22 protein-coding genes are annotated in these 22,194 nt (G+C 63.5%); 11 read left to right on the forward strand and 11 right to left on the reverse strand.

Annotated elements, in window-relative coordinates:
• The first annotated feature begins 2 nt into the window (after nucleotides 1-2).
• The 6 genes from dprA (at nucleotide 3) to ACN9MU_RS06695 (ending at nucleotide 9,178) form a co-directional block, all read left to right on the forward strand.
• Nucleotides 3-1,238 carry a DNA-processing protein DprA gene (gene dprA / locus ACN9MU_RS06670; RefSeq protein ID WP_426344325.1) on the forward strand — a complete coding sequence of 412 codons (1,236 nt, stop codon included), beginning with the start codon at nucleotides 3-5 and terminating at the stop codon, nucleotides 1,236-1,238.
• 49 nt (nucleotides 1,239-1,287) lie between these two features.
• Nucleotides 1,288-1,752, forward strand: a complete 465-nt coding sequence (locus ACN9MU_RS06675; RefSeq protein WP_426168762.1) for a DUF494 family protein — start codon at nucleotides 1,288-1,290, stop codon at nucleotides 1,750-1,752.
• Nucleotides 1,753-1,899: 147 nt separating this feature from the next.
• Nucleotides 1,900-4,581 (forward strand): DNA topoisomerase III, encoded by a 2,682-nt coding sequence (locus ACN9MU_RS06680; RefSeq protein ID WP_426321246.1) that lies wholly within the window; start codon nucleotides 1,900-1,902, stop codon nucleotides 4,579-4,581.
• Nucleotides 4,582-4,624: 43 nt separating this feature from the next.
• Nucleotides 4,625-6,670: an alpha/beta hydrolase domain-containing protein gene (locus ACN9MU_RS06685; RefSeq protein WP_426344326.1), complete on the forward strand. Its 2,046-nt coding sequence runs from the start codon at nucleotides 4,625-4,627 to the stop codon at nucleotides 6,668-6,670.
• Nucleotides 6,667-8,052, forward strand: a complete 1,386-nt coding sequence (locus ACN9MU_RS06690) for a YfcC family protein (RefSeq protein ID WP_426168770.1) — start codon at nucleotides 6,667-6,669, stop codon at nucleotides 8,050-8,052. Before ACN9MU_RS06685 ends, ACN9MU_RS06690 begins: the two co-directional genes overlap by 4 nt.
• A gap of 10 nt (nucleotides 8,053-8,062) precedes the next feature.
• Nucleotides 8,063-9,178: a succinylglutamate desuccinylase/aspartoacylase family protein gene (locus ACN9MU_RS06695; RefSeq protein WP_426168773.1), complete on the forward strand. Its 1,116-nt coding sequence runs from the start codon at nucleotides 8,063-8,065 to the stop codon at nucleotides 9,176-9,178.
• On the opposite strand, the gene ACN9MU_RS06700 is transcribed toward ACN9MU_RS06695, so the two are convergent.
• The 5 genes from ACN9MU_RS06700 to ACN9MU_RS06720 form a co-directional block, all read right to left on the reverse strand.
• Nucleotides 9,175-9,708: a hypothetical protein gene (locus ACN9MU_RS06700; protein ID WP_426168776.1), complete on the reverse strand. Its 534-nt coding sequence runs from the start codon at nucleotides 9,706-9,708 to the stop codon at nucleotides 9,175-9,177. The two genes, ACN9MU_RS06695 and ACN9MU_RS06700, sit on opposite strands and share 4 nt — an antisense overlap.
• Nucleotides 9,705-10,397, reverse strand: coding sequence for a hypothetical protein (locus ACN9MU_RS06705; protein WP_426168778.1), 693 nt, complete (start codon nucleotides 10,395-10,397; stop codon nucleotides 9,705-9,707). Before ACN9MU_RS06705 ends, ACN9MU_RS06700 begins: the two co-directional genes overlap by 4 nt.
• 9 nt (nucleotides 10,398-10,406) lie before the next feature.
• Nucleotides 10,407-10,826, reverse strand: coding sequence for a DUF3597 domain-containing protein (locus ACN9MU_RS06710; RefSeq protein ID WP_426168780.1), 420 nt, complete (start codon nucleotides 10,824-10,826; stop codon nucleotides 10,407-10,409).
• 80 nt (nucleotides 10,827-10,906) lie between these two features.
• The gene (locus ACN9MU_RS06715; RefSeq protein ID WP_426168782.1) at nucleotides 10,907-14,482 is read right to left on the reverse strand and encodes a M1 family aminopeptidase; all 3,576 of its coding nucleotides are present in this window, start codon (nucleotides 14,480-14,482) and stop codon (nucleotides 10,907-10,909) included.
• Nucleotides 14,483-14,493: 11 nt separating this feature from the next.
• Nucleotides 14,494-15,387 carry an ABC transporter ATP-binding protein gene (locus ACN9MU_RS06720; RefSeq protein ID WP_426168785.1) on the reverse strand — a complete coding sequence of 298 codons (894 nt, stop codon included), beginning with the start codon at nucleotides 15,385-15,387 and terminating at the stop codon, nucleotides 14,494-14,496.
• Nucleotides 15,388-15,612: 225 nt separating this feature from the next.
• Between ACN9MU_RS06720 and ACN9MU_RS06725 the strand changes: the two genes are divergently transcribed.
• From ACN9MU_RS06725 to coq7, 3 genes are read left to right on the forward strand one after another with little or no spacing between them, the layout of a single operon-like run.
• On the forward strand, nucleotides 15,613-16,059 hold the full coding sequence (locus tag ACN9MU_RS06725; protein WP_426321259.1) for a hypothetical protein: 447 nt from the start codon (nucleotides 15,613-15,615) through the stop codon (nucleotides 16,057-16,059).
• Nucleotides 16,059-16,424: a hypothetical protein gene (locus ACN9MU_RS06730; RefSeq protein ID WP_426321261.1), complete on the forward strand. Its 366-nt coding sequence runs from the start codon at nucleotides 16,059-16,061 to the stop codon at nucleotides 16,422-16,424. The genes ACN9MU_RS06725 and ACN9MU_RS06730 overlap by 1 nt, the downstream gene beginning before the upstream one ends.
• A 45-nt stretch (nucleotides 16,425-16,469) precedes the next feature.
• On the forward strand, nucleotides 16,470-17,108 hold the full coding sequence (gene coq7, locus ACN9MU_RS06735; protein ID WP_426321263.1) for a 2-polyprenyl-3-methyl-6-methoxy-1,4-benzoquinone monooxygenase: 639 nt from the start codon (nucleotides 16,470-16,472) through the stop codon (nucleotides 17,106-17,108).
• On the opposite strand, the gene ACN9MU_RS06740 is transcribed toward coq7, so the two are convergent.
• From ACN9MU_RS06740 to ACN9MU_RS06755, 4 genes are all read right to left on the reverse strand, one after another.
• On the reverse strand, nucleotides 17,105-17,320 hold the full coding sequence (locus tag ACN9MU_RS06740; RefSeq protein WP_426344327.1) for a hypothetical protein: 216 nt from the start codon (nucleotides 17,318-17,320) through the stop codon (nucleotides 17,105-17,107). The genes coq7 and ACN9MU_RS06740 overlap by 4 nt on opposite strands.
• Nucleotides 17,321-17,409: 89 nt before the next feature.
• On the reverse strand, nucleotides 17,410-18,150 hold the full coding sequence (locus ACN9MU_RS06745) for a hypothetical protein (RefSeq protein ID WP_426168800.1): 741 nt from the start codon (nucleotides 18,148-18,150) through the stop codon (nucleotides 17,410-17,412).
• A complete protein-coding gene (locus ACN9MU_RS06750) occupies nucleotides 18,147-18,995 on the reverse strand; it encodes a DUF2167 domain-containing protein (protein WP_426168802.1) in 849 nt (282 codons plus the stop codon). The genes ACN9MU_RS06745 and ACN9MU_RS06750 overlap by 4 nt, the downstream gene beginning before the upstream one ends.
• A gap of 76 nt (nucleotides 18,996-19,071) precedes the next feature.
• Complete coding sequence (locus ACN9MU_RS06755; protein WP_426168805.1) at nucleotides 19,072-19,479, reverse strand: helix-turn-helix domain-containing protein; 408 nt, start codon at nucleotides 19,477-19,479, stop codon at nucleotides 19,072-19,074.
• A gap of 66 nt (nucleotides 19,480-19,545) precedes the next feature.
• Between ACN9MU_RS06755 and ACN9MU_RS06760 the strand changes: the two genes are divergently transcribed.
• Both ACN9MU_RS06760 and ACN9MU_RS06765 read left to right on the forward strand, forming a co-directional pair.
• Nucleotides 19,546-20,019: a DUF2938 domain-containing protein gene (locus ACN9MU_RS06760; RefSeq protein ID WP_426168808.1), complete on the forward strand. Its 474-nt coding sequence runs from the start codon at nucleotides 19,546-19,548 to the stop codon at nucleotides 20,017-20,019.
• Nucleotides 20,016-20,576, forward strand: a complete 561-nt coding sequence (locus ACN9MU_RS06765; RefSeq protein WP_426168810.1) for a flavodoxin family protein — start codon at nucleotides 20,016-20,018, stop codon at nucleotides 20,574-20,576. The genes ACN9MU_RS06760 and ACN9MU_RS06765 overlap by 4 nt, the downstream gene beginning before the upstream one ends.
• On the opposite strand, the gene ACN9MU_RS06770 is transcribed toward ACN9MU_RS06765, so the two are convergent.
• Together ACN9MU_RS06770 and ACN9MU_RS06775 are read right to left on the reverse strand one after the other, a co-directional pair.
• Nucleotides 20,563-20,985: an OsmC family protein gene (locus tag ACN9MU_RS06770; RefSeq protein WP_426168813.1), complete on the reverse strand. Its 423-nt coding sequence runs from the start codon at nucleotides 20,983-20,985 to the stop codon at nucleotides 20,563-20,565. The two genes, ACN9MU_RS06765 and ACN9MU_RS06770, sit on opposite strands and share 14 nt — an antisense overlap.
• A 29-nt stretch (nucleotides 20,986-21,014) precedes the next feature.
• The gene (locus ACN9MU_RS06775) at nucleotides 21,015-22,193 is read right to left on the reverse strand and encodes an ABC transporter permease (protein WP_426321267.1); all 1,179 of its coding nucleotides are present in this window, start codon (nucleotides 22,191-22,193) and stop codon (nucleotides 21,015-21,017) included.
• Nucleotide 22,194 lies beyond the last annotated feature (1 nt).

Here is a 22,194-nt window from a genome sequence, read left to right on the forward strand (position 1 = left end):
CCATGGCCGTGCAAGTCACGGATGCCCCCAACCCCGCCCGCCAGGACTTCGAGCGCCTGGCGATGTGGCTGCGCCTGGCGAATACGCCGGGCGTCGGCCGCCACGGAGCCTTCAAGCTGCTCCAGCATTACCACTCTCCCCAGGCAGTTTTCACCGCCGCCAATGCCCGTCTCGCTGCGCCTCCCGCACAGGATGACGCTGCGCCGCTGCCATTGCACATGCTGAAGCAAGCCGATGCCGACATCGTGCGGCCGGGGCGCGAGCGCGCCGCTGCCGGTGCTGCCGAAGACGAGATCTCGCTGGCAGCCGCCCGCTGCCTTGCCGGTCCCATGCCGGAGCGGATACACGCGCTGGCGCATGCCTCGCTGGAATGGGCCGCGCAGGCCGGCAATCACCTGGTCTTGCTGGGCGACCCGGAATACCCGCCGGCCTTGCAGCACATCGCCGATCCGCCGCTGCTGCTGTATGCCAAGGGCGACCTGGCCCTGCTCCAGCGCGAGGCTGTGGCGGTAGTGGGTGCTCGCAACGCCACCATGCAAGGCAAGTCGAACGCGCGCCAGTTTGCGCGGGCCCTGAGCCAGGCGGACATGCCCGTGATCTCCGGCCTGGCGCTCGGCATCGACGCCGCCGCGCATGAAGGCGGCCTGGAAGGACCGGGCAGTACCGTGGCCGTGATCGGCACCGGCATCGACCGCATCTACCCGCGCCGCAATGCCGACCTGGCGCGCCGGATTGCCGAGGAGGGTTGCCTGGTCAGCGAATTCGCGCTCGGCACGCAGGCGCGGGCCGAGCACTTCCCGATCCGCAACCGCATCATTGCCGGCATGACCCGCGCCACGCTGGTGATCGAAGCGGCCGCACGCTCTGGTTCCCTGATCACCGCGCACGCGGCCGTGAATGCCGGGCGTGAAGTCTTCGTGCTGCCAGGTTCCGTGCTCTCGCCGCAGTCGGTCGGCTGCCATGCCTTAATTAGAGAGGGCGCGCGCCTGGTCGCCACGCCGGAGCAACTGCTGGAAGACCTGGGCTTGCAGGCGCCGGGCGAGCCGGTGCCGCAGATGGACCAGGCCGCAGGCTGGCTGCTGGCAGCCCTCGGCCATGATCCGATTGGCGCCGATGAGCTTGCAACAAGGTTGCAACTTCCGCCAAGTGACATGCAGGCAAGCTTGCTTGCACTGGAGCTTGCAGGTGTGGTGGAAAGGCTGCCGGGCGGCGCTTTCCAGCGCCTGAAAGGCTTCTGAACTGCCGTTATGCTTGTGCCCGGCTCACAGATGCTGCTAAAGTAGCGCCATGTTTGACATCCTGGTTTACCTGTACGAGACCTATTACCGCCCTGATGCCTGCCCTGAACCCGCAGCATTGGCAAAGAAACTCTCCGCAGTCGGTTTCGACGACGTAGAGATTTCCGAGGCGCTGGTCTGGCTGAATGACCTCGCCGCCATGGCTGGCGTCGAGCAGTCGCTGACGGCCGCTTCTTCTGGCACGCGCTTCTACGTGCGCCAGGAGCTGGACGTACTGGGCACCCCCGCCGTCGGCTTTATCCAGTTCCTGGAGAGCGCCGGCCTGCTGTCCCCGCTGCAACGTGAAATCGTCATCGAGCGCGCCCTGGCGCTGGACGAGGCACCGGTGTCGCTGGGCAAGCTGAAGATTATCGTGCTGATGCTGCTGTGGAGCCAGGGCAAGGAGCCGGACGCCCTGATGTTCGACGACCTGTTTGGCGCCGAAGAAGACCAGGCGCCACGCCTGTTGCACTAAGCGCACTCTTGCCGGCGTTGCCCAACGCCGGCCGTTTCCGTAATAATATTTGCAGCATTGTGGCTTTCATACGAAGCCGCAAGCCAGCGCTTACTTGCGAATGTTGTATTATGCGCGCTGCCGCATACACCGACGAGAACTATAAATATGAGTAAAGCCCTCATCATCGCTGAGAAACCTTCTGTCGCGAACGACATCGCGAAAGCCCTTGGCGGCTTCAGCAAGCACGATGAGTATTTCGAATCCGACGACTACGTGCTGTCTTCCGCAGTGGGTCACCTGCTGGAAATCGCCGTGCCTGAAGAGCACGACGTCAAGCGCGGCAAATGGACCTTCACCCATTTGCCGATGATCCCGCCATACTTCGCGCTGAACCCGATCGCCAAGACTGAATCGCGGCTCAAGGTGCTGAACAAGCTGATCAAGCGCAAGGACGTCACTACCCTGATCAACGCATGCGACGCGGGCCGCGAAGGTGAACTGATCTTCCGCCTGATCGCGCAGAATGCGAAAGCCAAGCAGCCGGTCAAGCGCCTGTGGCTGCAGTCGATGACGCCGACCGCGATCCGCGACGGCTTCACCCACCTGCGCAGCGACGACGAGATGCTGCCGCTGGCCGACGCCGCGCGCTGCCGCTCGGAAGCGGACTGGCTGATCGGCATCAACGGCACCCGCGCCATGACCGCCTTCAACTCGAAAGAGGGCGGCTTCTACCTGACCACCGTGGGCCGCGTGCAGACGCCGACCCTGTCGATCGTGGTCGAGCGCGAAGAGAAGATCAAGAATTTCGTCTCCCGCGACTACTGGGAAGTGCGCGCAGAGTTCGTGTGCGCCGCCGGCATTTATGAAGGCCGCTGGCTGGACACCAGCTTCAAGAAGGACGAGAACGATCCGGAAAAGAAGGCCGAGCGCCTGTGGAGCAAGGCGGCCGCCGATTCGATCGCGCTGGCTTGCAAGGGCAAGCAGGGCAACGTCAGCGAGGAGTCCAAGCCGACCACCTCGATGTCGCCGGGCCTGTTCGACCTGACCTCGCTGCAGCGCGAAGCCAACTCGCGCTTCGGCTTCTCGGCCAAGAATACCCTGGGCCTGGCGCAGGCGCTGTACGAGAAGCACAAGGTGCTCACCTACCCGCGTACCGATTCGCGCCACCTGCCGGAAGATTACCTGCCGACCGTCAAGGACACGCTGGAAGTCCTGAAGGACAACCACAACTACAACCAGTTCGCCAAGCAGATCCTGGACAAGGGCTGGGTCAAGCCGAACAAGCGCATCTTCGACAACACCAAGATCAGCGACCACTTCGCGATCATCCCGACCGGCATCCAGCCGAAGGGCCTGTCGGAGCCGGAGCAGAAGCTGTACGACCTGGTGACCCGCCGCTTCATGGCGGTGTTCTTCCCGGCCGCGGAATTCCTGGTCACCACCCGCTTCACCGAAGTGGCCGGCCACCAGTTCAAGACCGAAGGCAAGGTGATGACCAACCCGGGCTGGCTGGCGATCTACGGCAAGGACGCAGCCGGCGACGACGACAAGGAAGGCAGCAGCGGCAACCTGGTGCCGGTGGCCAAGGGCGAGAAAGTCCTGACCGAGAAAGTCACGCCAAACGGCCTGGTGACCAAGCCACCCGCACGCTATACCGAGGCGACGCTGTTGTCGGCAATGGAAGGGGCGGGCAAGCTGGTCGACTCCGACGAGCTGCGCGATGCCATGGCCGGCAAAGGCCTGGGCACGCCGGCGACCCGCGCGGCCATCATCGAAGGCCTGCTGGGCGAGAAATACCTGCTGCGCGAAGGCCGCGAACTGATGCCGACCGCCAAGGCGTTCCAGCTGATGACGCTGCTGCGCGGCCTGGGCGTGAGCGAACTGACCGCGCCGGAACTGACCGGCGAGTGGGAATACAAGCTGTCGCAGATGGAGAAGGGCAAGATCTCGCGTGAAGAATTCATGCGCGAAATCGCCCAGATGACCCAGATCATCGTCAAGCGCGCCAAGGAGTACACCGACGACACGATCCCGGGCGACTATGCGACGCTGAAGACGCCGTGCCCGAACTGCAGTGGCGTGGTCAAGGAGAACTACCGCCGCTTCGCCTGCACCAAGTGCGAATTCTCGATGACCAAGGTGCCCGGCGGCCGCCAGTTCGAGATCGAGGAAGTGGAACAGCTGCTGCGCGACCGCACCATCGGCCCGCTGCAAGGCTTCCGCTCCAAGATGGGCCGTCCGTTTGCGGCGATCCTGCGCATCGTACGCGATGAAGAGATCAAGAACTTCAAGCTGGAGTTCGACTTCGGCCAGAACGACGAGGAAGGCGAGGACGGCGAAGGCGTCGATTTCACCGGCCAGACCCCGCTCGGCCCTTGCCCGAAATGCGCCGGCGGCGTGTACGAAATGGGCCTGGCCTATACCTGCGAAAACCAGGTAGCCAAGCCGAAGACTTGCGACTTCCGTTCCAGCCGCATCATCCTGCAACAGGAGATCCTCCCGGAGCAGATGGCCAAGCTGCTCAACGAAGGCAAGACCGACCTGCTGCCGGGCTTTATCTCGCAGCGCACCCGCCGGCCGTTCAAGGCCTTCCTGGTGCGCGGCAAGGACGGCAAGATCAGCTTCGAGTTCGAAGAGCGCAAGGCCAAGCCGGGTGCTGCGGCCAAGAAGTCGGCAGCGAAGGCTGACGGCGCGGAGGGTGCGGCCGAGGCGGAATCCGCAGCCAATCCGGCCGCCAAGCCAGCCGCCAAGAAAGCGGCCGCGAAAAAGGCCCCAGCGAAAAAAGCTGCAGCCAAAAAGCCGGCAGCGAAAAAGGCAGCCGCCAAGAAAACCGCAGCAGCGGAATAAACCAACGGGACCCGCGCGGTCCCGTTTTACTTTGTTCGACACCATGAAGAAATCCCGCTGGGCGGCGATTGCTGCCACCATGCTTGTAGCCGGCGCGTCGCAGGCCGCCGTCGAGCGCATCGAGATCACCGAACGCGTGCCGTTCGCGCCGGGCGTCAAGTTCGGCGAACACGGCGAGTATGAAAAGCTGCGCGGCATCGCTTACTTCTCGCTGAATCCCAAGGCCACGGCCAACCTGCCCATCGTCGACCTGAAACGCGCCCCGCGCGACAAGCGCGGCATGGTGCGTTTCTCCAGCGAGTTCGTCCTGCTGCGCCCCGTGAGCGGCAAGACCGGCACGCTGGTGTATGACGTCAACAACCGCGGCAATATCGTCGTGCTGGGCCAGCTCAATGGCAAGGCGCCGAAGAACAACGATCCAACGACGGCGGAAGATGCCGGCGACGGCTTCATGATGCGGCACGGCTTCAGCATGCTTTTCTCTGCCTGGACCTGGGACGTGGCGCCGTCGCCCGCCGGGGTGAAGCCCTTGATCTTCAAGGCGCCCGTGGTAAAAGGCCCGCGCGGCATGACGGCCAATGAATTCATCGTCGATGCCCCGGCCGAGGTGGCAAGCTACGCGGGCCTGCGCGGCATCGGCTACGAGCCTGCCACGCCGAACGATCCGGAAGCCGTGCTGACCGAGCGTACGCGCCAGGGCGACATCCGCCGCCCGATCGACCGCAACCGGTGGGAATTCGTGGAGCCGGAGCAGCCGGGCGGCCCGGGCCGCATCAAGTTGCAAGGCGGCTTCCAGCCCGGCACCATCTACGAAGTGCGCTACGAGGCAAAAGATCCGAAAGTGACCGGTGCCGGGCTGGCCGGCATCCGCGACCTGCTGGCCTACTTCCGCGACAACCAGGTGGAAGGCGGCTCCTTGCCCAAGACCGTGCTGATGTTCGGCTACAGCCAGTCGGCGCGCCTGATCGGGCGCATGCTGCACGACGGGCTGAACCTCGATGAGCAGGGCCGCATGGTGTTCGATGGCGCCTTGCTGGAAGTGCCGGGCGCCGGCGGATCGGGCGGTTTCAACAGCCGCTTCGTGCAGGTGACGCGCCACCCGTCGATGCTGGAAGAGCATGACTACCCGACCGACTCCTTCCCGTTCACCAGCACGCCGACGCGCGATCCGGTGACCGGCCGCGTGGCCTCTACGCTCGATCACGCGAAAGACAAGCACGGCCGCGTGCCGAAGCTCCTGATTGCCAACACCTCGGCGGAATTCTGGAACCGCGGCGCTTCGCTGCTGACCACCGCTCCGGATGGCGTGGGCGATGCCGCACCGGCCGCCAATGTGCGCGTGTACGGCCTGATGGGCGCCCAGCACTATGTCGGCCGCTCGCGCACCCGCGCACCGTTCACCGCCTGCGTCTCGACCACCAACTACTACCTGTCCTTGCGCGCCCTGATGCTGGCGCTGGACGGCTGGGCCAGCAAAGGCACGGCGCCGCCAGCGAGCGCCTATCCGCGCCTGGAAGACGGCACGCTGGTCTCCGTAGAGGCCTACCGCAAGGCTTTTCCCGCCGTCCCAGGCCTGATACCGCCGGAGCAGAGCCTGCGCGAGCCGCGCCTGGACCACGGCGCGCGCTTCCTGTCGCAGGGCATTGCCGACCTGGTGCCGCCGGCGCAGAAGATGGCCTTTGAAACCCGCGTCCCGGCGCCGGACGCCGACGGCAACGACCGCGGCGGCGTGCGCCTGGTGGAGCTGCAGGCGCCGCTCGGCACCCACACCGGTTGGAACCTGCGCGCGCCCGAGATAGGCTTTGCCTGGGCCACCTCGCGCTACGACGGCAGCTTCGTCCCGTTCGCCCGCACCGAAGCCGAACGCAAGGCCGCCAGCGATCCGCGTCCAAGCCTGCAGGCACGCTACCCCAATCGCGACGCCTTCATCGCCGCCACCCGCGCCGCCGCCGCACGCCAGGTCGCCGCGCGCCTGCTGCTGCAGGAAGACGTGGAACGCACGGTCGCCGAGCGCGCCGGCCTGTACGACCGCATCCTGGCGCGCGACCCGGCCGACCCAAGCTGCAATTACCTGTATCCCAATCAATGAAGAAGCTCAAGCTCCCAAATACTTTCGTCCTGCTGTTCATGATCCTGGCGCTGATCGCGCTGGCGACCTGGCTGGTCCCGGGAGGGAAGTACGAAACGCACCTGGTCAACGGCAAGCAGCTGGTCGACCCGGACACTTTCCATTACATCGAAAGCAAGCCGCAGGGCCTGGCCGCCCTGCTCATGGCGCCAATCAAGGGCTTCGCGGAGGCGGGGCTGATCATCGGCTTTGTCATGCTGACTGGCGGCGCCTTCAACGTGCTGCACAAGACGCAGGCGATCGATGCCATGATCAAGTCCATCGCCAAGGCGCATTCGCGTTCGAGCCTGGTGCGCGCGGCCCTGATCCCGGTGTTCGTGACGCTGTTTTCGATCGGCGGCGCCACATTCGGCATGAACGAGGAAGCGATTCCCTTCATCCTGATCTTCGTCCCGCTGGCGCTGGCGCTCGGCTATGACACCATCACCGGCGTATCGATTCCCTTCCTCGGTTCGCAGGTCGGCTTCTGCGCGGCTTTCCTGAACCCGTTCAATGTCGGCATCGCGCAGGGCATTGCCGGCGTACCGCTGTTCTCCGGCATCGGCTATCGCGTGATCGTGTGGTTCATTGCCACGGCCGTCACGATTGTCTTCCTGATGTGGTACGCAGCGCGCATCAAGCGCCATCCCGAAAAGAGCCCGACCTACCTGCTCGACATCGAAAAGCGCGCCGAAGGCGTGGTCGACTTCGGCGGCTTCGAAGGCATGACGGCGCGTCATCGCCTGGTGTTGTGGATCTTTGCCGCCTCGCTGGGCGGCATGGTGTTCGGCGTGGTCAAATTCGGCTGGTTCATCGAGGAGATCGGTGCGCTGTTCCTGGCCATGACCATCGTGGTGGCCCTGATCGGCCGCCTCGATTCCGATGAGGCGGTGGCAGCCTTCGTGCAGGGCGCGAAAGACCTGGTCGGCACCGGCCTGGTCATCGCACTGGCCCGCGGCACCATGGTGCTGGCACGCGATGCACACATCATCGACACCATGCTGCACGGCCTGATGCCGCTGGTCGCATCGTCCTCGCCAGTGTTCTCGGCGCAGAAGATGTTCCTGATCCAGTCGGTCATCAACTTCTTCATCCATTCCGGCAGCGGCCAGGCTGCGCTGACCATGCCGATCATGGCGCCGCTGGCCGACCTGGTCGGCGTGTCGCGCCAGACCGCCATCCTGGCCTTCCAGTTCGGCGAGTTCACCACGCCGATGATCCCGACCTCGGGCATCACGGTCGGCGTGCTGGCGCTGGCGCGCATTCCGTGGCTGACCTGGGCGCGCTGGATGGTGCCGCTGCAGCTGATTTACCTCGTCCTGGCGCTGGCCTTGCTGGTGCCGCCTTGCCTCATGAACTGGTAGGATGGCAGACATGGAAACCATCAAGCATCCGCTCTCCGCGCCCTATGGCACGGTGTATTACGAACTGACCAGCTACCACTTCGGCAAGGCGGGCGGCCCCAAGGCCTATATCCAGGCAGCGCTGCACGCTGACGAAGTGCCGGCCATGCTGGTGGCGCACGAGCTGCGCCAGCGCCTGCAAGCGCTCGAGGAGGCCGGCAAGGTCAAGGGCGAGGTGATCCTGGTGCCTGCGGCCAATCCGATCGGGCTGGCGCAAGTCATCAACGAGCGCCCGTTCGGGCGCTTTGACCTCAGCAACGGCATCAATTTCAACCGCGGCTACCCGCATTATTTCGAGCAGCTGAAGGTCAGGCTGAAGGGCCAGCTGGGCAGTGATGCCGACGCCAACGTGCGCACCATCCGCCGCCACCTGCGCGAACTGGCCGGCCAGTGGCAGCCTACATCGGATGCCACCACGCTCAAGAAAGCGCTGTTTGAAATGGCCATCGATGCCGACATCGTGCTCGACCTGCATTGCGAGAACGAGGGCGAGCTGCACCTGTACGTGGGCACCTCATTGTGCGAGGCGGCCCAGCCGCTGGCCAACCTGATGGGCGCCTGCGCCGTGCTGCACACCACCGGCGCCGGCGGCGAGCCGTTCGACGAAGCTTGCAGCCGCCTGTGGTGGGACCTGGCCGCGCATTTCGGCCCGGACTACCCGATTCCATCGGCCTGCATGGCGGCGACGGTCGAACTGCGCGGGGAAGTGGAAGTCAGCTACGAGCTCGCTGCACGGGACGCGGATGCCATCATCGGCTACCTGCACGTGCGCGGGCTGGTCGACGCGGGCGACGTCAAGGTGCCGCAGCAGGGCTGTGCGCCGACGCCGCTGGAAGGCACGCAGCGCCTCGATGCGCCGCATGCCGGCATGCTGGTCTACCTGAAGGAAGTCGGCGCCGCCGTGCGCGCCGGCGACGTGATCGCCGACCTGATCGACCCGGTCAGCGGCGATACCACCCAATTAAAATCGGAGGTCGACGGCGTGCTGTTCACGCGCCTGTCGCACCGCTACATCATCCGCGGCATGAACGTGGCCAAGATCGCAGGCGACAAGCCGTTCCGCAGCGGCAGCCTGCTGAGCCTCTAAGGCGTTTCGACAATCACGTTTTCGCGTGCGGCCGTGGTGGAGGCGATGATGCGCCACGGTCCGCCGGCCGTCTGGCGCCAGATGGTGATTTCAGCCGCCTTGTGCGGCTTGCCCGTTGCACGGGCGAGGAATTCGCCGCAGGCGATCTGGTACTGGATGCGGCCATCGTCCAGGACCATCCGGCTGGACGATACCGGCCCGCCGGCTTCGCGCCACCAGTCTTCCTTGTAGCTATCGTCCACGCCTGCTTCGTGCAGCGCATCTTCACGATCGAAGCGCATGAAACCGGCGTCCAGCTCGGGGCTCACAAAGGGGTAGGCGATCTCGGGGCGCCACTCGCAGCGTTCGCCCTCAACCACCGTGGTGCCGGCGAAACCGGTCATCGCCTTGCGGTCGGCCGGAATGCGCAAGTCGATATGGAAGTCGGCGGCCTGGAACCACCAGACCGGCGTCACCAGGTCGCTGCTGCCGTCGGCGCGCCAGATGCCCTTGCGGCGCCACAGCCCTTCGTATGCCTGCGGTACGCTCATTTCAAGTCTTCGGTTTCGAAATAGATGGTAGCGCCGACGGCTGCTGTATTCGCCTTCAGCGCCATGGCCAGGGCGTCGTTGCCGGCGGCCTTCATGCCCCATTTGCGCACCTGGACCGCAGCGGTCGGCGCACCCGGCTCGGCGTGGTAGGAAACGATATGGTCGAAGTCGGGACGGCCGTCGATTTCCTTGACGAGGAAGCGCTGTGCGCCGCTGCCGACTTGCATGTAGCGCGACATGCCGGCGTTGCGCGGCTTGCCGTCCAGCTGGCGGAACAACAGCACCTTGTCGATCACTACCGTGGCGCCTTTGTACTGGGCGCTGCCGCCGCGCTCGAAGTGGCCCTGCACCAGGTCGGCCTTGAATTCCTTGCGCGGCGCCTTGGCTTCCGGCGCCAGGGTGCTCAGCTCGAACTTCTCCGGGTCGATGGTCCACAGCGCATCCTTGCCGTCCAGGCGCTTGCGCAGTGCAGCATCGGTGGCCTGGTCGGCAATGTGGACTCGCAGGATCACCTGGTAGTCGTGTGGCGCATGAAACATCGGCAGGTGGGAGGCGTATAGCCCCTCCTGCCCGCCGAACAGAGCCATGCCGTGGGTGCCGTAGGTCTGGTCCGCCGCCTGCGAGGGCAGCAGCGGCAGGGTGCAAGTTGCCAGTATGGCGCCGGCAAGCGCGCGTCGGATGAAATTCATCCGGCCATTCTACCCCTTCAGGTCGGCGGGCACCTTGCCGCCATTTTCCTCCAGCTTGTGCATCACTTGCTTGTGCAGCCAGATATTCATGGCTGCCGAATCGCCGGAGTCGCCGGTGTAGTGCAGCTCCTGCGCCAGCTCCTTGCGGGCCTGCAGGCTGGAGTCGATGTCGAGCAGCTTGAGCAGGTCGACAATCGACGTGCGCCAGTTCAGCGGCTGGCCTGCCTGGGCGGCCTTGGCGTTGAGGATGGCTTCGACGTCGACCGGTTCCGCAGCGGCCGGCGCTGGGGCAGGCTGGGTCGGGATGGGGGCGGGCGTTGCCGCGGGCCCGCTCGGCGCAGTAGAGGGCGCACCAGAGGCCGGTGATGGGGCGGCCTCTTGATGCGACGACGGGAAAATCTTGTGGAAAATCTTGCTTAGGATGCCCATGTTTGCCTCGCTTTCATTTGCGGAAAAGCTTAACAAGCATGGGCTGGACGCAAAGTGCGCTGTCTAACCGTTGGAGCACCTTAGCGCGAGGTGATGTCCACGTTGCCCAGGTTATCGTCCGGCTTGCGGTCGATCAGTTTATTGTCCGGATCGATGCCTGCCTTGGCCGGGCGGCCGTTGACGACCAGCTTGAAGGTCGATTCGTTGCGGTCGACCAGCTTGCGTTCACGCAGCAGGACATTGCCGTCCTTGTCGTCGACGCCGATCTCGATCAGGTCGTGCAACGGGACTTCCTTTTCCGCACCCAGTTCGTCGGAACGCAGCTTGGCGGCATGCACCACCAGCGTGACATCGTATTTGCCGTCCGCGCGCTTCTGGGCGGTGGCGCTGACCAGGCGGTTGTCGAACAGCACGATGGCATTGAACAGGTCATCCACCAGGTAGGCCTGCTCCGGCGGCACGATGCGGCGCAAGCCGTCCACCAGCACCGTCACGCTTGGATACGGATCGCCGTGGTAGGAATACTTGCGCAGTAGTTCCGCCAGCAATTCGTTGACCTTGGCCTCGCCCACGATATCGGCCAGCAGGTACATGGCCAGGCTGCCCTTGTGGTAGTGGATGTAGTCCTGGTCTTCGTTATCGGCCAGCGGCAGTTCCTTCTTGTTCTCGGTGGCGCGGCCGAACAGGTATTTGTTCAGGTCATAGCGCAGGAAGCGGCGCATGCGCTGCGGGCCGAAGCTCTTCTTCATCACCATCAGCGCCGAGTATTCGGCCAGGGTTTCGCTCAGCACCGTGGCGCCGCGCGTGTTGCCCCCGATGAGCTGGTGCGCCCACCACTGGTGCGCTACTTCGTGCGCCGTGACGTAGGTCGGGTAGTCGATGTCTTTCGGGTTCTTGTCGTCCACGCGGGCGATAAAGCCCACCGCTTCCGAATACGGGATGGTGTTGGGGAACGATTGCGCATAGCGCTCATAGCGCGGGAATTCCACGATGCGCACGATCTTGTGCTGGTAGGGGCTGAAGTTGCGTGTGTAATAGTCGAGCGAATCCTTGACGCCCTTGACCATGCGCTCCAGGTTGTACTCGTGGCCCGGCTGGTAGTAGATCTCGATGCCGACATCCTGCCACCAGTCGTGCTTGACCGCGTAGCGGGCAGACTGGAAGGCGTAGAAGTTGAGGATCGGCTGTTCCATCTTGTAATGGAAGTAGCGGCGGCCGTTCTTGCGCCACTCCTTGACCAGCGCACCGGGCGCCACGGCAGTCTGGTCGCCGGCAGTGCCCAGGGTCGCTTCAAAGCCGACCCAGTCGGCATCGGCGCCGATGTAGTTGCTGGCCAGGCCTTTCGGATCGTCGCGCGGGAGCTTGCGTTCCTGCGCCGGCAAGCCGTGTTTCTTGCGGTCGCGCGGATCGGTCAGTTCGGCGTGGCGCTGGTAGCCGATGTGCGGCAGCACGGTGTTGTTGAAGAAGGTACCGTTGTTCATCACCGGCGTGGTCTTGCCGAGGTTGAAGAAGCCTTTCGGTTCGTAGCTCAGTACAAAATCCAGCGTGATCTTTTCGCCCGGTTGCAGCGGCCGCTCCAGGCGATAGCTGTAAAAGCCAAGCTCCGTGTCGTTCAGGACGCGGAACGCCTTGCGGCCGAATTGCAAGGGCTGCAGGTCCGCGTCGGTGTCCTGCTGCACGTAGATGGTGCTGATCGGCTGCAGGGTCTTGTTCTCGAGCTGGTACCAGCCTTTCACTTTCAGGGTGCGCTGCTCAGGGTACATGTCCAGGCCAAGGCGCACGTCGGTGATGCGCGGCTGGGCCACGTCCAGCACCTGCTTGTACTTGCGTTCATAATCGGCGCGCAATGCGTCGCGCCCGAAGTGGGTCTTGAAATTGTTGACGCACAGGTTGTAGGACAGCACGCCGCCGGCACCGACGAACACGGCCAGGCCGACGCCGAAGGCGCCTAGCACCGGCAGCGTCAATCCGTGGCGCGCCAGGCTGACGCGCTGGCGCCATTCCTCGTTGGTGCCGCGCGGCCAGAACACCACGGTCAGCACCATCAGCATCACGGCGGCGCCGGCCCAATACAAGTCGAACCAGCGCTCGCGCACCATGAAGTGGCCGAAGCCATTCATGTCGGAGTAGGGCAGTTCCGGCGTCACGCCGTACATGAGCAAAGGATGGTCGAGACCGAGGGTGGCGAAGGTGATCGTCGCCACGTAGTAGACGATCATCACGAAGTAGGCCACGTATTTGTGGTTCACCAGCACCTGGGTGGCGATCGCCAGCACGGCAATCAGGGCGCAGGCCGGCAGTTGCACGGTGAACAGCCATTCGAAATACAGGCCGGGCTGCAGGTTGAAGTAGCCGCGGAAAAGCTGAATCGACATGCCGACCAGCATGACGATGAACAGCAACAGCGCCTGCACGCCGATCAGGCCAAACAGCTTGGACAGGATGGGCAGCCAGCTCGGCACTGGCATCGCGTCCAGCATTTGCGACATGCGGTGTTCGCGCTCGCGCCACACCAATTCGCCGGCATAGAAGGTGGTCACCACCAGCATGAATAGCGAGAAGGTGTTCGTCACCATTTCCAGCACCAGGTAGGTGACAGGATAGGTGCCGGTGCCGTACATCGAGCCCATGTCCAGCGAACCGGCATACATGGTCAGCACGCCGGCCAATACGATGACGAAGAAGTAGATGTTCTTGGTGGTCTCGCGCAGGTTCAGGTAGCTGAAGCGCATCAGCAGCAGGCCAAGGCTGCGCGCCTTGAAGTCCGGTTTCTCGTTGGTCGAGGCGGCAACCTGGGTCAGGTTGGCCGGCAGGTCGCTGTCGGTGCGCGCCGCTGCGCCGCTATCGACCGTGCTGACGAAGTGGAAGCGCCAGTAGCCAAGCAGCAGCGCCACGAGCGCGAAGGAAGACCAGATCACGCGGTTCAGCAGGAATACGCCTTCCGGCAGCACCAGGCGCACGTTGCGTTCGGCGATCGGCCAGTATTCGGTGAGGCGGATCACGGCAGTGGTGCCGAATGGATCGATCAGCGCGGCCAGCGTCTTGTAGTCAAGGTCGCGTGCCAGGCCCGGCGCCACGATATAGCCAACCAGCATGACCACGCTCGACACGTACACCGGCAGCATGCGCCGCGTCAGCGCCGCCAGCACGAAGAAGATGGCGCCGAAGATGAACAGGTTGGGCAGCAGCGACAGCGCGTAAGGCAGCAGGTAGTGCAGCAGGTTGAAGGGGCCGAGGCGCTCCGGATCGATGCCCGGCACCTGCGTGCCAAGCCACACACCAAGCGGGATCGAGGCGAACACCACGCACAGCACCAGCCAGGCGCCGAGGAAGCGGCCCAGCATGTACTGGAATTTGCGGATCGGGGCGGAAAAGAAGAAGTGGTGCGTTTCGTACTCGAAGTCCTGCTGCACCGAGCGCCCCATCATGGCGGCGACGATGATCACGCCCATGCAGCCGAGGAAGGAGGAGGTCAGCATGATCGAGCGCGGCGCATTGATGAACACGCGGCCGCCGAAACTGACGATGGCTTCCTTGAACACGCCGCCGGCGGCGGCCATCCACAGGACGGCCAGCAGCAGGAACATGCCGAAGTAGACCCAGGTCGAGAACAGCTTCAGGCGCTGCTTCGCTTCAAAGAGGGCGATGGCGAACATGGCGGCCCCGGTCAGTCGCAGGCTTTGCTGACGTCGTGGCGGCCGAGGATGGTCGCGAAATACAGGTCTTCCAGGTCGCCCAGCGCTTCCTCGAAGCCGTCGCCCGGATCGTCGTCGTTGTAAACGTGGATCAGGGTGCGGCCGGACATCAGGCGGGTCGAGATCACGGCATGGCGCTGCTGGAAATAGGACAGCTCCTTCTTGTCGATGAAACGCGCCCAGATCTTGCAGCTCACGTCATCGATCAGTTGCTGGGTGGCGCCTGCCACCATCAGCTTGCCTTTGTTGATGATGGCCATATTGGCGCACAGGTCGGCCACGTCGGACACGATGTGGGTCGACAGGATCACGGTGCGGTCTTCGCCGATATCGGACAAGAGGTTGTGGAAGCGCACGCGCTCTTGCGGGTCCAGGCCGGCGGTCGGTTCGTCGACGATGATCAGTTTCGGGTCGCCCAGCAGGGCTTGCGCGATGCCGAAACGCTGGCGCATGCCGCCGGAGAAGCCGCCCAGGCGCTGGTTGCGCACTTCGAACAGGTTGGTTTGCTGCAGCAGGCCGTCGACCACTTCACGGCGGCGGGAACGATTGGACAAGCCTTTCAGGATCGCAAAATGGTCGAGCATTTCATAGGCGGTTACTTTCGGGTAGACGCCAAAATCCTGCGGCAGGTAGCCGAGCAGGCGGCGGATTTCATCCTTTTCATCCAGTACATCAAGGTCGCCGAAAAAGACCGAACCGGAATCGCATTCCTGCAGGGTGGCCAAGGTACGCATCAGGGTCGACTTGCCGGCGCCGTTCGGGCCCAGCAGGCCGAACATGCCGGACGGGATGGTCAGCGACACGTTGTCGAGCGCGACGACCCCATTGGCATAGGTCTTCGATAAATTCTTGATGCGCAATTGCATGGTGGCTCCGCTAACCCCTTTTCACATGATGGCATTGTATTGAATGCGCGACATATCGGTTGCCCGCATGCGATAGCCCGCACATTCAGCGCCCCAGGATGCACTTTCCGGGGAGCGAAAAGTGCGCTTCCGGCTTTGGTTTAGCACTAAAGTTTCAAGGGTAACAAGTCTGATACCCCCGCGCAAGGAACAAATCTGGACAAAAGTGCTATATAGTTCCTTGACATGCAAGTACACCATCCAAAACTCGACGCTGCTATACAGGAGAAGATCCTGACGGTGACCCGTTGCGGGCTGACGGCCAGCGAGTCCACCGGCTTTTTCCGCACCGCGATCGGGCTGTATTACCTGGCCAGCCTGATGACCAAGGAGCAGCTGGATTTCAAGGCGCTGGACAAGGCCTTCAACCGTTTCGTCTACCGCTCGATAGGCGGCGGGCATAGCATGACCAGCATCCTGCAGTTCCTCAGCGGCGGGAAGGTGGTGGAGGTGTTGGACTCGCCGCGCTTCATGCGGGCCATGGCGGACTACCTGCCGGAAGTGCCGGTCGATTCGATTCCCTTCCTGCTGGGCCTGAACCTGGGCGTGGCAAAAGACATCTCAAAGATCGACGCCCGCGGCCCGGTCGCCGATTGGCTGGAGAAGCAGCGCATCCAGCGGGAGGGCAACTGATGCGTATCCTGATTACTGGTGCCACGACGTGGCATGACGAAAGTGCGATCCGGCGCGAACTGACCGCACTCGGCAATGTAGGCTCGGTAGTTACCGGGGATACACCCGGCATTGACGCCTTGGCGATTTCAGTGGCTCATGAACTGGGCATCGAGATCGATTCCATGAAGAAGAGCCGGGCTGTCTACAAGGCTTTTCCTGGCGAAGGCTGGAAGGGCCTGAACGTTCGCATGATGGCGACGGGTGTCGACCTGGTGCTGGCATTCCATGCCGACTTTGATACCCCGGGCTGTGCTCGCGGCACCAGGCATGCGGTCGAGTTGGCGCAGCAGGCCGGAATCGAAGTACACGTGTGCCGGGCTTGAGGACACCCTATAATGAGGCTTTCCGAACAAGCTGGATAAATCGTCATGAACCGCTACCATAGTCCCCTCGACCGTTTCATCACTGGCGCCGACAAGGCTTTGCGCGTGCTGGCTGGCGTGCATTCGGCATCGCGTCCGAATCCGGCGGTGCATGCGGCAGATGCGGAGATGACGGAGCAGGAGCATCGCCATAGCGCGGGCCTGATGCGGGTGAACCATGTGGGCGAGGTGATGGCGCAGGCGCTATACAACTCGCAGGCGCGCTTTGCCAAGAGCGATGAGGCGCGTGCGGCCTTCGACAAGGCCAGTCGGGAAGAGGAAGATCACCTGGCATGGTGCGCGCAGCGTTTGTCGGAGCTGGGCTCGCAACCGAGCTTCCTGAACCCCTTGTTCTATGCGGGCGCTTATGCGCTGGGCACGGCTGCTGCGCTGGCGGGCGATAAGCAAAGCCTGGGTTTCGTGGTGGAGACCGAGCGTCAGGTTGAAGCTCACCTGGCCAGCCATCTGGACCGCTTGCCGCCGCAGGACGCCAAGTCCCGCGCCATCGTGGAACAAATGCGTGTCGATGAGATCGCGCACGGCAAGGCGGCTGAAGACATGGGCGCCGAGAAGACGCCGCTCCCTATCCAGCTAGCGATGAAAGCCATGTCGAAGGTCATGACTTCGACCACCTATTACATTTAAAAGACGCCGGTCGCCTTCAGCGCAAGGGCTATGATCACGGTTACATTGGTGATCGATAACCCTGCAACCCAACGAGTTAGCGTCAGCATCTCGCTGCGCAGAGACTCGACTTTGCTGTCGAGTCTGTTGATATCCCCGCGTAGCAAGACAATGGCTTCCTTTTGATGCTCCATTTCAGTCTCTAGCTTAACGATACGTGGCTCGTAGTCCATATTACCTCCGTTAGCAGAAGTTAGACTCTGCCGCAGTTTGTGGCGGGAGGCTTTGAGCTTGGACAGGAAGGAGCGCGGAAAGTTCCGCGTCAGGTAATTGACGTGAATTCGCGGTTGAGCGCCGCGTGGTATTCGCTCAGTGCCTTGGCACGCGGCGTGCCTTCGTTTTCCCAGGCGATGGCGTTGTCGATGCGTTTGATCACGGTCGGCAGGGTGGCGGTCCAGTCATCCTTGCGCAGCAGGCGGCGGCTGGCGGAGTCCAGTTCTTCGGAAGGCGCGTTGCGCCAGCTGATGTGGCGCACCAGGTTCAGGGCGAACGGGGGACACGTCAGCGATTCGAAGGCCAGCGCGCCGACCTGCCGGCCAGTCAACTGCAAGGCGCCGCGCTTGAACCAGACGTAGGCCAGTGCGAGCAGCGCGGCTGCATAGAATAGCAGGATGCCGGCGGCGATTGCCACGTTGCCGTAGCGGGAGAACAGGCCGGCTGGGACAAGGCCGAACAGGGACAGCGCCATCAGCCAGATAAACGGCGCCAGCACCTTGTAGGGGCCGAACGAAGGCGGCGTCCAGCGCTGCGAGGCCGGGGCCGCAGCGACCACCTGCTGTTTCCAGCGCAGCGGGAACAGAGGGCGGTGCGGCAGCAGGGGATTCGGCACAAACGGCTCCTTGCCGCGCAAGGTGTAATGCTCGGCACCGAAATGCAGCGACCAGCGGCCACCCAGGGTGGCCGCCAGCACGCCTTCATTCGAATGCAGCAGCCGCGCCGAGTCGTACAGGTAGAGGCCAGCCATGGCCGCTACCAGCAGGATTTCGGCGTGGAAGGCAATCAATTGCTGGTTTCTTTCTTCTTGAACAGCGACTTCAGGCCAGCGACGGCTGCCACGCCAGCGACTGCAACCAGTTTCCACATCTTGGCCAGGAACAGGGCCGCGGCAGCCCAGAAGCCTTTCTTGGTCGCGATGACAGCGGCGCCGCCGGTCACCAGGGCGGCCAGGCCGAATTCGGCAACGTGGTCGCCCGGCTTGAACTCGGAGTACTTTTCACCGTCGTTGTAATCGAAGCCGGTCAGCACTTTGCGGAAGCTCGCCACGTCGGCGTCCAGCGTTTCAGGCGAGGACACCAGGGTCGCGCTCATCACGCCGCTGCGGCCCAGCAGGCGGATGGTGTAGTTCAGCGAAACGCCGTGATCCGAGCGCAGCTTCAGGCCCCATTCCAGTTGCTTGGTCTTTTCGTCGTAGTGCGGCGGAACGTACCAGCCTTCGGTGTACAGGGCTCCCAGGCCGAGACGCTTGCGTTCTTCGTTGGCTGGCTCGTCGCTTTCCTTCAGGGTTTTCAGCAGCGCGTCGGCATCGATCTTGTCGCCTTCCTTGACGTAGCCGCTCTGGTCGAAGGTGAAGGTGGCCCACCAGCCGCCCTCGGTGTCCAGGATGGTGTAGTTGCCGTCTTCCGGCAGGTTGCCGGTCAGCTCCAGGAAGCGACGCGAGTTCTTGTCGTCCAGGAATTGCACTTTATCGCTTGGCGTTTTCAGGGTGGCCTTGCCGGCGATGGCTTCGGCGCGCGGGCCGGTGTGCCAATCCAGCTTGTCGAATTCCGCCTTGCGCTGCTCTGCAGTCATGTCGGCCATGGCAAATACCGGCACCAGTGCAAGCGCAATCACCCAGTTACGAATCTTCATTGTTATTCCCCGTTGAGTTATTTTGGATAAACCCAAGAGGATAGCAGCAGGGACGCCGTCCAAAATGCGTACTTTCTCACATCCGCAGGCTGCGTTCAATGGCGCCGGAAGCCGCGGCCTTCAGCAGGCGCTGGAATTTTGGGCACTCGGCATGGCTCGGCGCAGGGCAGGCCGCCGCGTGGCGCAACCCTTCGCTCATCGCCTTGAGGCGCTTGGCCAGGGCCTCGATCTCTTCCGCCTTGGACAGAAGGAAGGCGCGGTCGATGGACGTGCCGCCGTCTGGCGTGAACATCGAGCCGATTTCGTCCAGCGACAGGCCGGCTGACTGGCCCAGCGAAATGATGGCCAGCGTGTCGAGCACGCCCGGCGCATAGGTGCGCCGCAAGCCGTTGCGGCCCACCGGCTTGATCAGGCCTTTTTTCTCGTAATAGCGCAGCGTGGAGGCGGCCATGCCCGAGCGCTGCGCGACTTCGGCGATATCCATCAAAAATCCCTTGACTTGAAGTTGACTTCAACTTCTACAGTGTGCACATCAACCACGGAGATTGCAATGGAAATCATCATCATCGGCATTGGCGCCACCATCGTGTTCGACTTGTGGCTGGTCCTGCTCAAGCGCATGGGCGTGAAGACTATGAACATGGCCTTCATCGGCCGTTGGGCCGGGCACCTGGCGCAGGGCCGCTTCGCACATGACTCGATTGCGGCTTCGCCGGCGGTCGGCGGCGAGCACGCGCTGGGATGGCTGGTGCATTACGCAACGGGCGTGGCGTTTGCCGGCGCGCTGGTAGCGGTGGCGGGCCAGGGCTGGCTGCATGCGCCGAGCATCGGCCCGGCGCTGGCAGTCGGCATCGCCACCGTCGGAGCGCCGCTGTTCGTGATGCAGCCTTCGATGGGACTGGGCATCGCGTCCAGCAAAACGCCGGCGCCGCTGAAGAACTGCCTGCGCAGCGTCGCCAATCACACCGTCTTCGGACTTGGTCTTTATCTTTCCGCCTTACTCATAAAAGGAATCGCGCAATGAAGAAACTCGCAGTGATCTACCACAGCGCCCACGGCCACACGGAGCATATCGCCTCGCATATCGCGCAAGGCGCAGCCGTCGTGCCAGGAATGGTGGTGCATGTGCTAAAGGCATCGGAGCTGGCAGCGGCGCCGGATGCGCTCCTGCAGTACGATGGCATGCTGCTTGGCTCGCCGACCTATCTTGGCGGCGTGTCGGGCGTGTTCAAGACCTTCATGGATGCCACCGGCAAGATGTGGCGCTCGCAGCAGCTGAAAGGCAAGCTGGCGGGTGGCTTCACGGTATCGTCGCTGCCAGCGGGGGACAAGCAATCGACGCTGGTGTCGATGTTCACCTTCTGCATGCAGCACGGGATGATCTGGGCCGGCAATCCCATCCTGCCGGAGCAGCATTCAGGCGTGCCTTACGACGAAGCTGCCAATCGCCTGGGGTCTTGGTCCGGCCTGATGGCGCAGGCCGGGCACGGCACGGCGGCGCATGAATTCCCTGCGGGGGACATCAAGACCGCCCGCATGTTCGGGCAGGGTTTTGCCGAGACCTTGATCAGGCTTCGATGATTTCGAAGCTGTGGGTGATCTGCGCCGTCTTGGCCAGCATGATGCTGGCGGAGCAGTACTTGTCGTGGGACAGGGTGATGGCGCGGTCGACCACTTCCGGCTTCAGGTCCTTGCCGGTGACGACGAAGTGGAAGTTGATCCTGGTGAAAACCTTGGGCTCGGTCTCGGCGCGTTCGGCTTGCAGCACCACTTCGCAACCGCGTACGTCGGCACGGCCCTTCTTCAGGATCAGCACCACGTCGTAGGCGGTGCAGCCGCCGGTACCCAGCAACACCATCTCCATCGGGCGCGGCGCCAGGTTATGGCCGCCGCCTTCCGGGGCGCCGTCCATGGCGACCATGTGGCCAGAACCGGTCTGGGCGCGGAAACTCATGCCCGACGGGCCATTCCAGCTAACTTTAACTTCCATCTGAACTCTCCGTTAAATGCGTCCGGGCATTATACGGTCATCATGTATTTCTCGCTCTTCATGCGCCGCTCGGTATACCAGACGCACAGCATGGCCAGCAGCAGGCTGCTGAAGAAGGTCTGCAGGAAGGGCAGCATGCCAATGCTGCCGCCCTTGGCCAGCTCGCGCAGCAGGGTCTGGTTGGACAGCACGGGCACCATGTACATCCACCAGCTATTGGTCAGGTTCATCATCGGCACCAGGATCACCGGAACCAGCGGCACGATCATGGTGAAGCTGACCAGGGTCTGGGCTTCCTTGAAGGAGCGGGCGTTGATGGCCAGGGCGATTTCCAGCGCCGCGGCGAATAGCGACAGGGTGGCGGAGGCCAGGCACACCATGGCCAGGTCGCGCCAGCCCAGGCGCCAGGACAGGCCGATTTCCTCCAGCGGCAGCCATTTCAAAATGCCGTGCGCGATCGCCAGCTCCAGCGTGATGCCGACAATCGACAGCAGCGAAGCCGCCAGCCATTTGCCGACGATCAGGTCGGCCGGCCGCAGGGGCTGCGCCATCAGCACCTCCAGCGAGCGCCGTTCGCGCTCGCCGGCCGTGCTGTCGACCGCGGTGCTCATGCAGAACATGAAGGCCGGGATGAAGAAGATGCCCAGCATGGTGCTGATGGTGTTGGCCGAACGCGAAGCACTGGTGCCGGCATCGTAGCGCTGCACCAGCACCGGGTTCAGGTTGACCGGCGACACGCCGTGCGCCAGCAATCGCGCGCTGGCGATATTGCGGCTGTAATCGCGCAGCACGTATTCCACCTCATCGATCTTGCGCGAACTGTCGGAGGCGGAGTCGAACCACAGCTCGACCCGCGCCGGGCGCATGGCGTGGTAGTTCTCGGCGAATTCCGGCGTCAGGCGCAGCACGGCCGTCACGGTCTGCTTGCGCAGCAGGGCGTTGATGTCCTCTTCGCCCATGGCTTCAAGCTCGGTGATGTTCACGTTGCGCTGGCGTAGCTGGTTCATCAGCGTTGGCGCCTGCTCGCTGCCGATCACCGCCAGTTCCACGCCTTCGCGCTCCGGCTTGGTGGCGCGGTCGATTTGCCGCTGCAGCATGAAGCCGACCAGGATCGGATACATCAGCACGAACAGCAGCAGCAGGCTGAGGGCGCGGCGGTCGCGCAGGGTCTCCACCAGTTCCTTGCGCAGCACGATGGGGAATTTCATC

Origin of the sequence: Pseudoduganella sp. R-32 (assembly GCF_049913245.1) — a bacterium.
GTDB lineage: Bacteria > Pseudomonadota > Gammaproteobacteria > Burkholderiales > Burkholderiaceae_D > Rugamonas.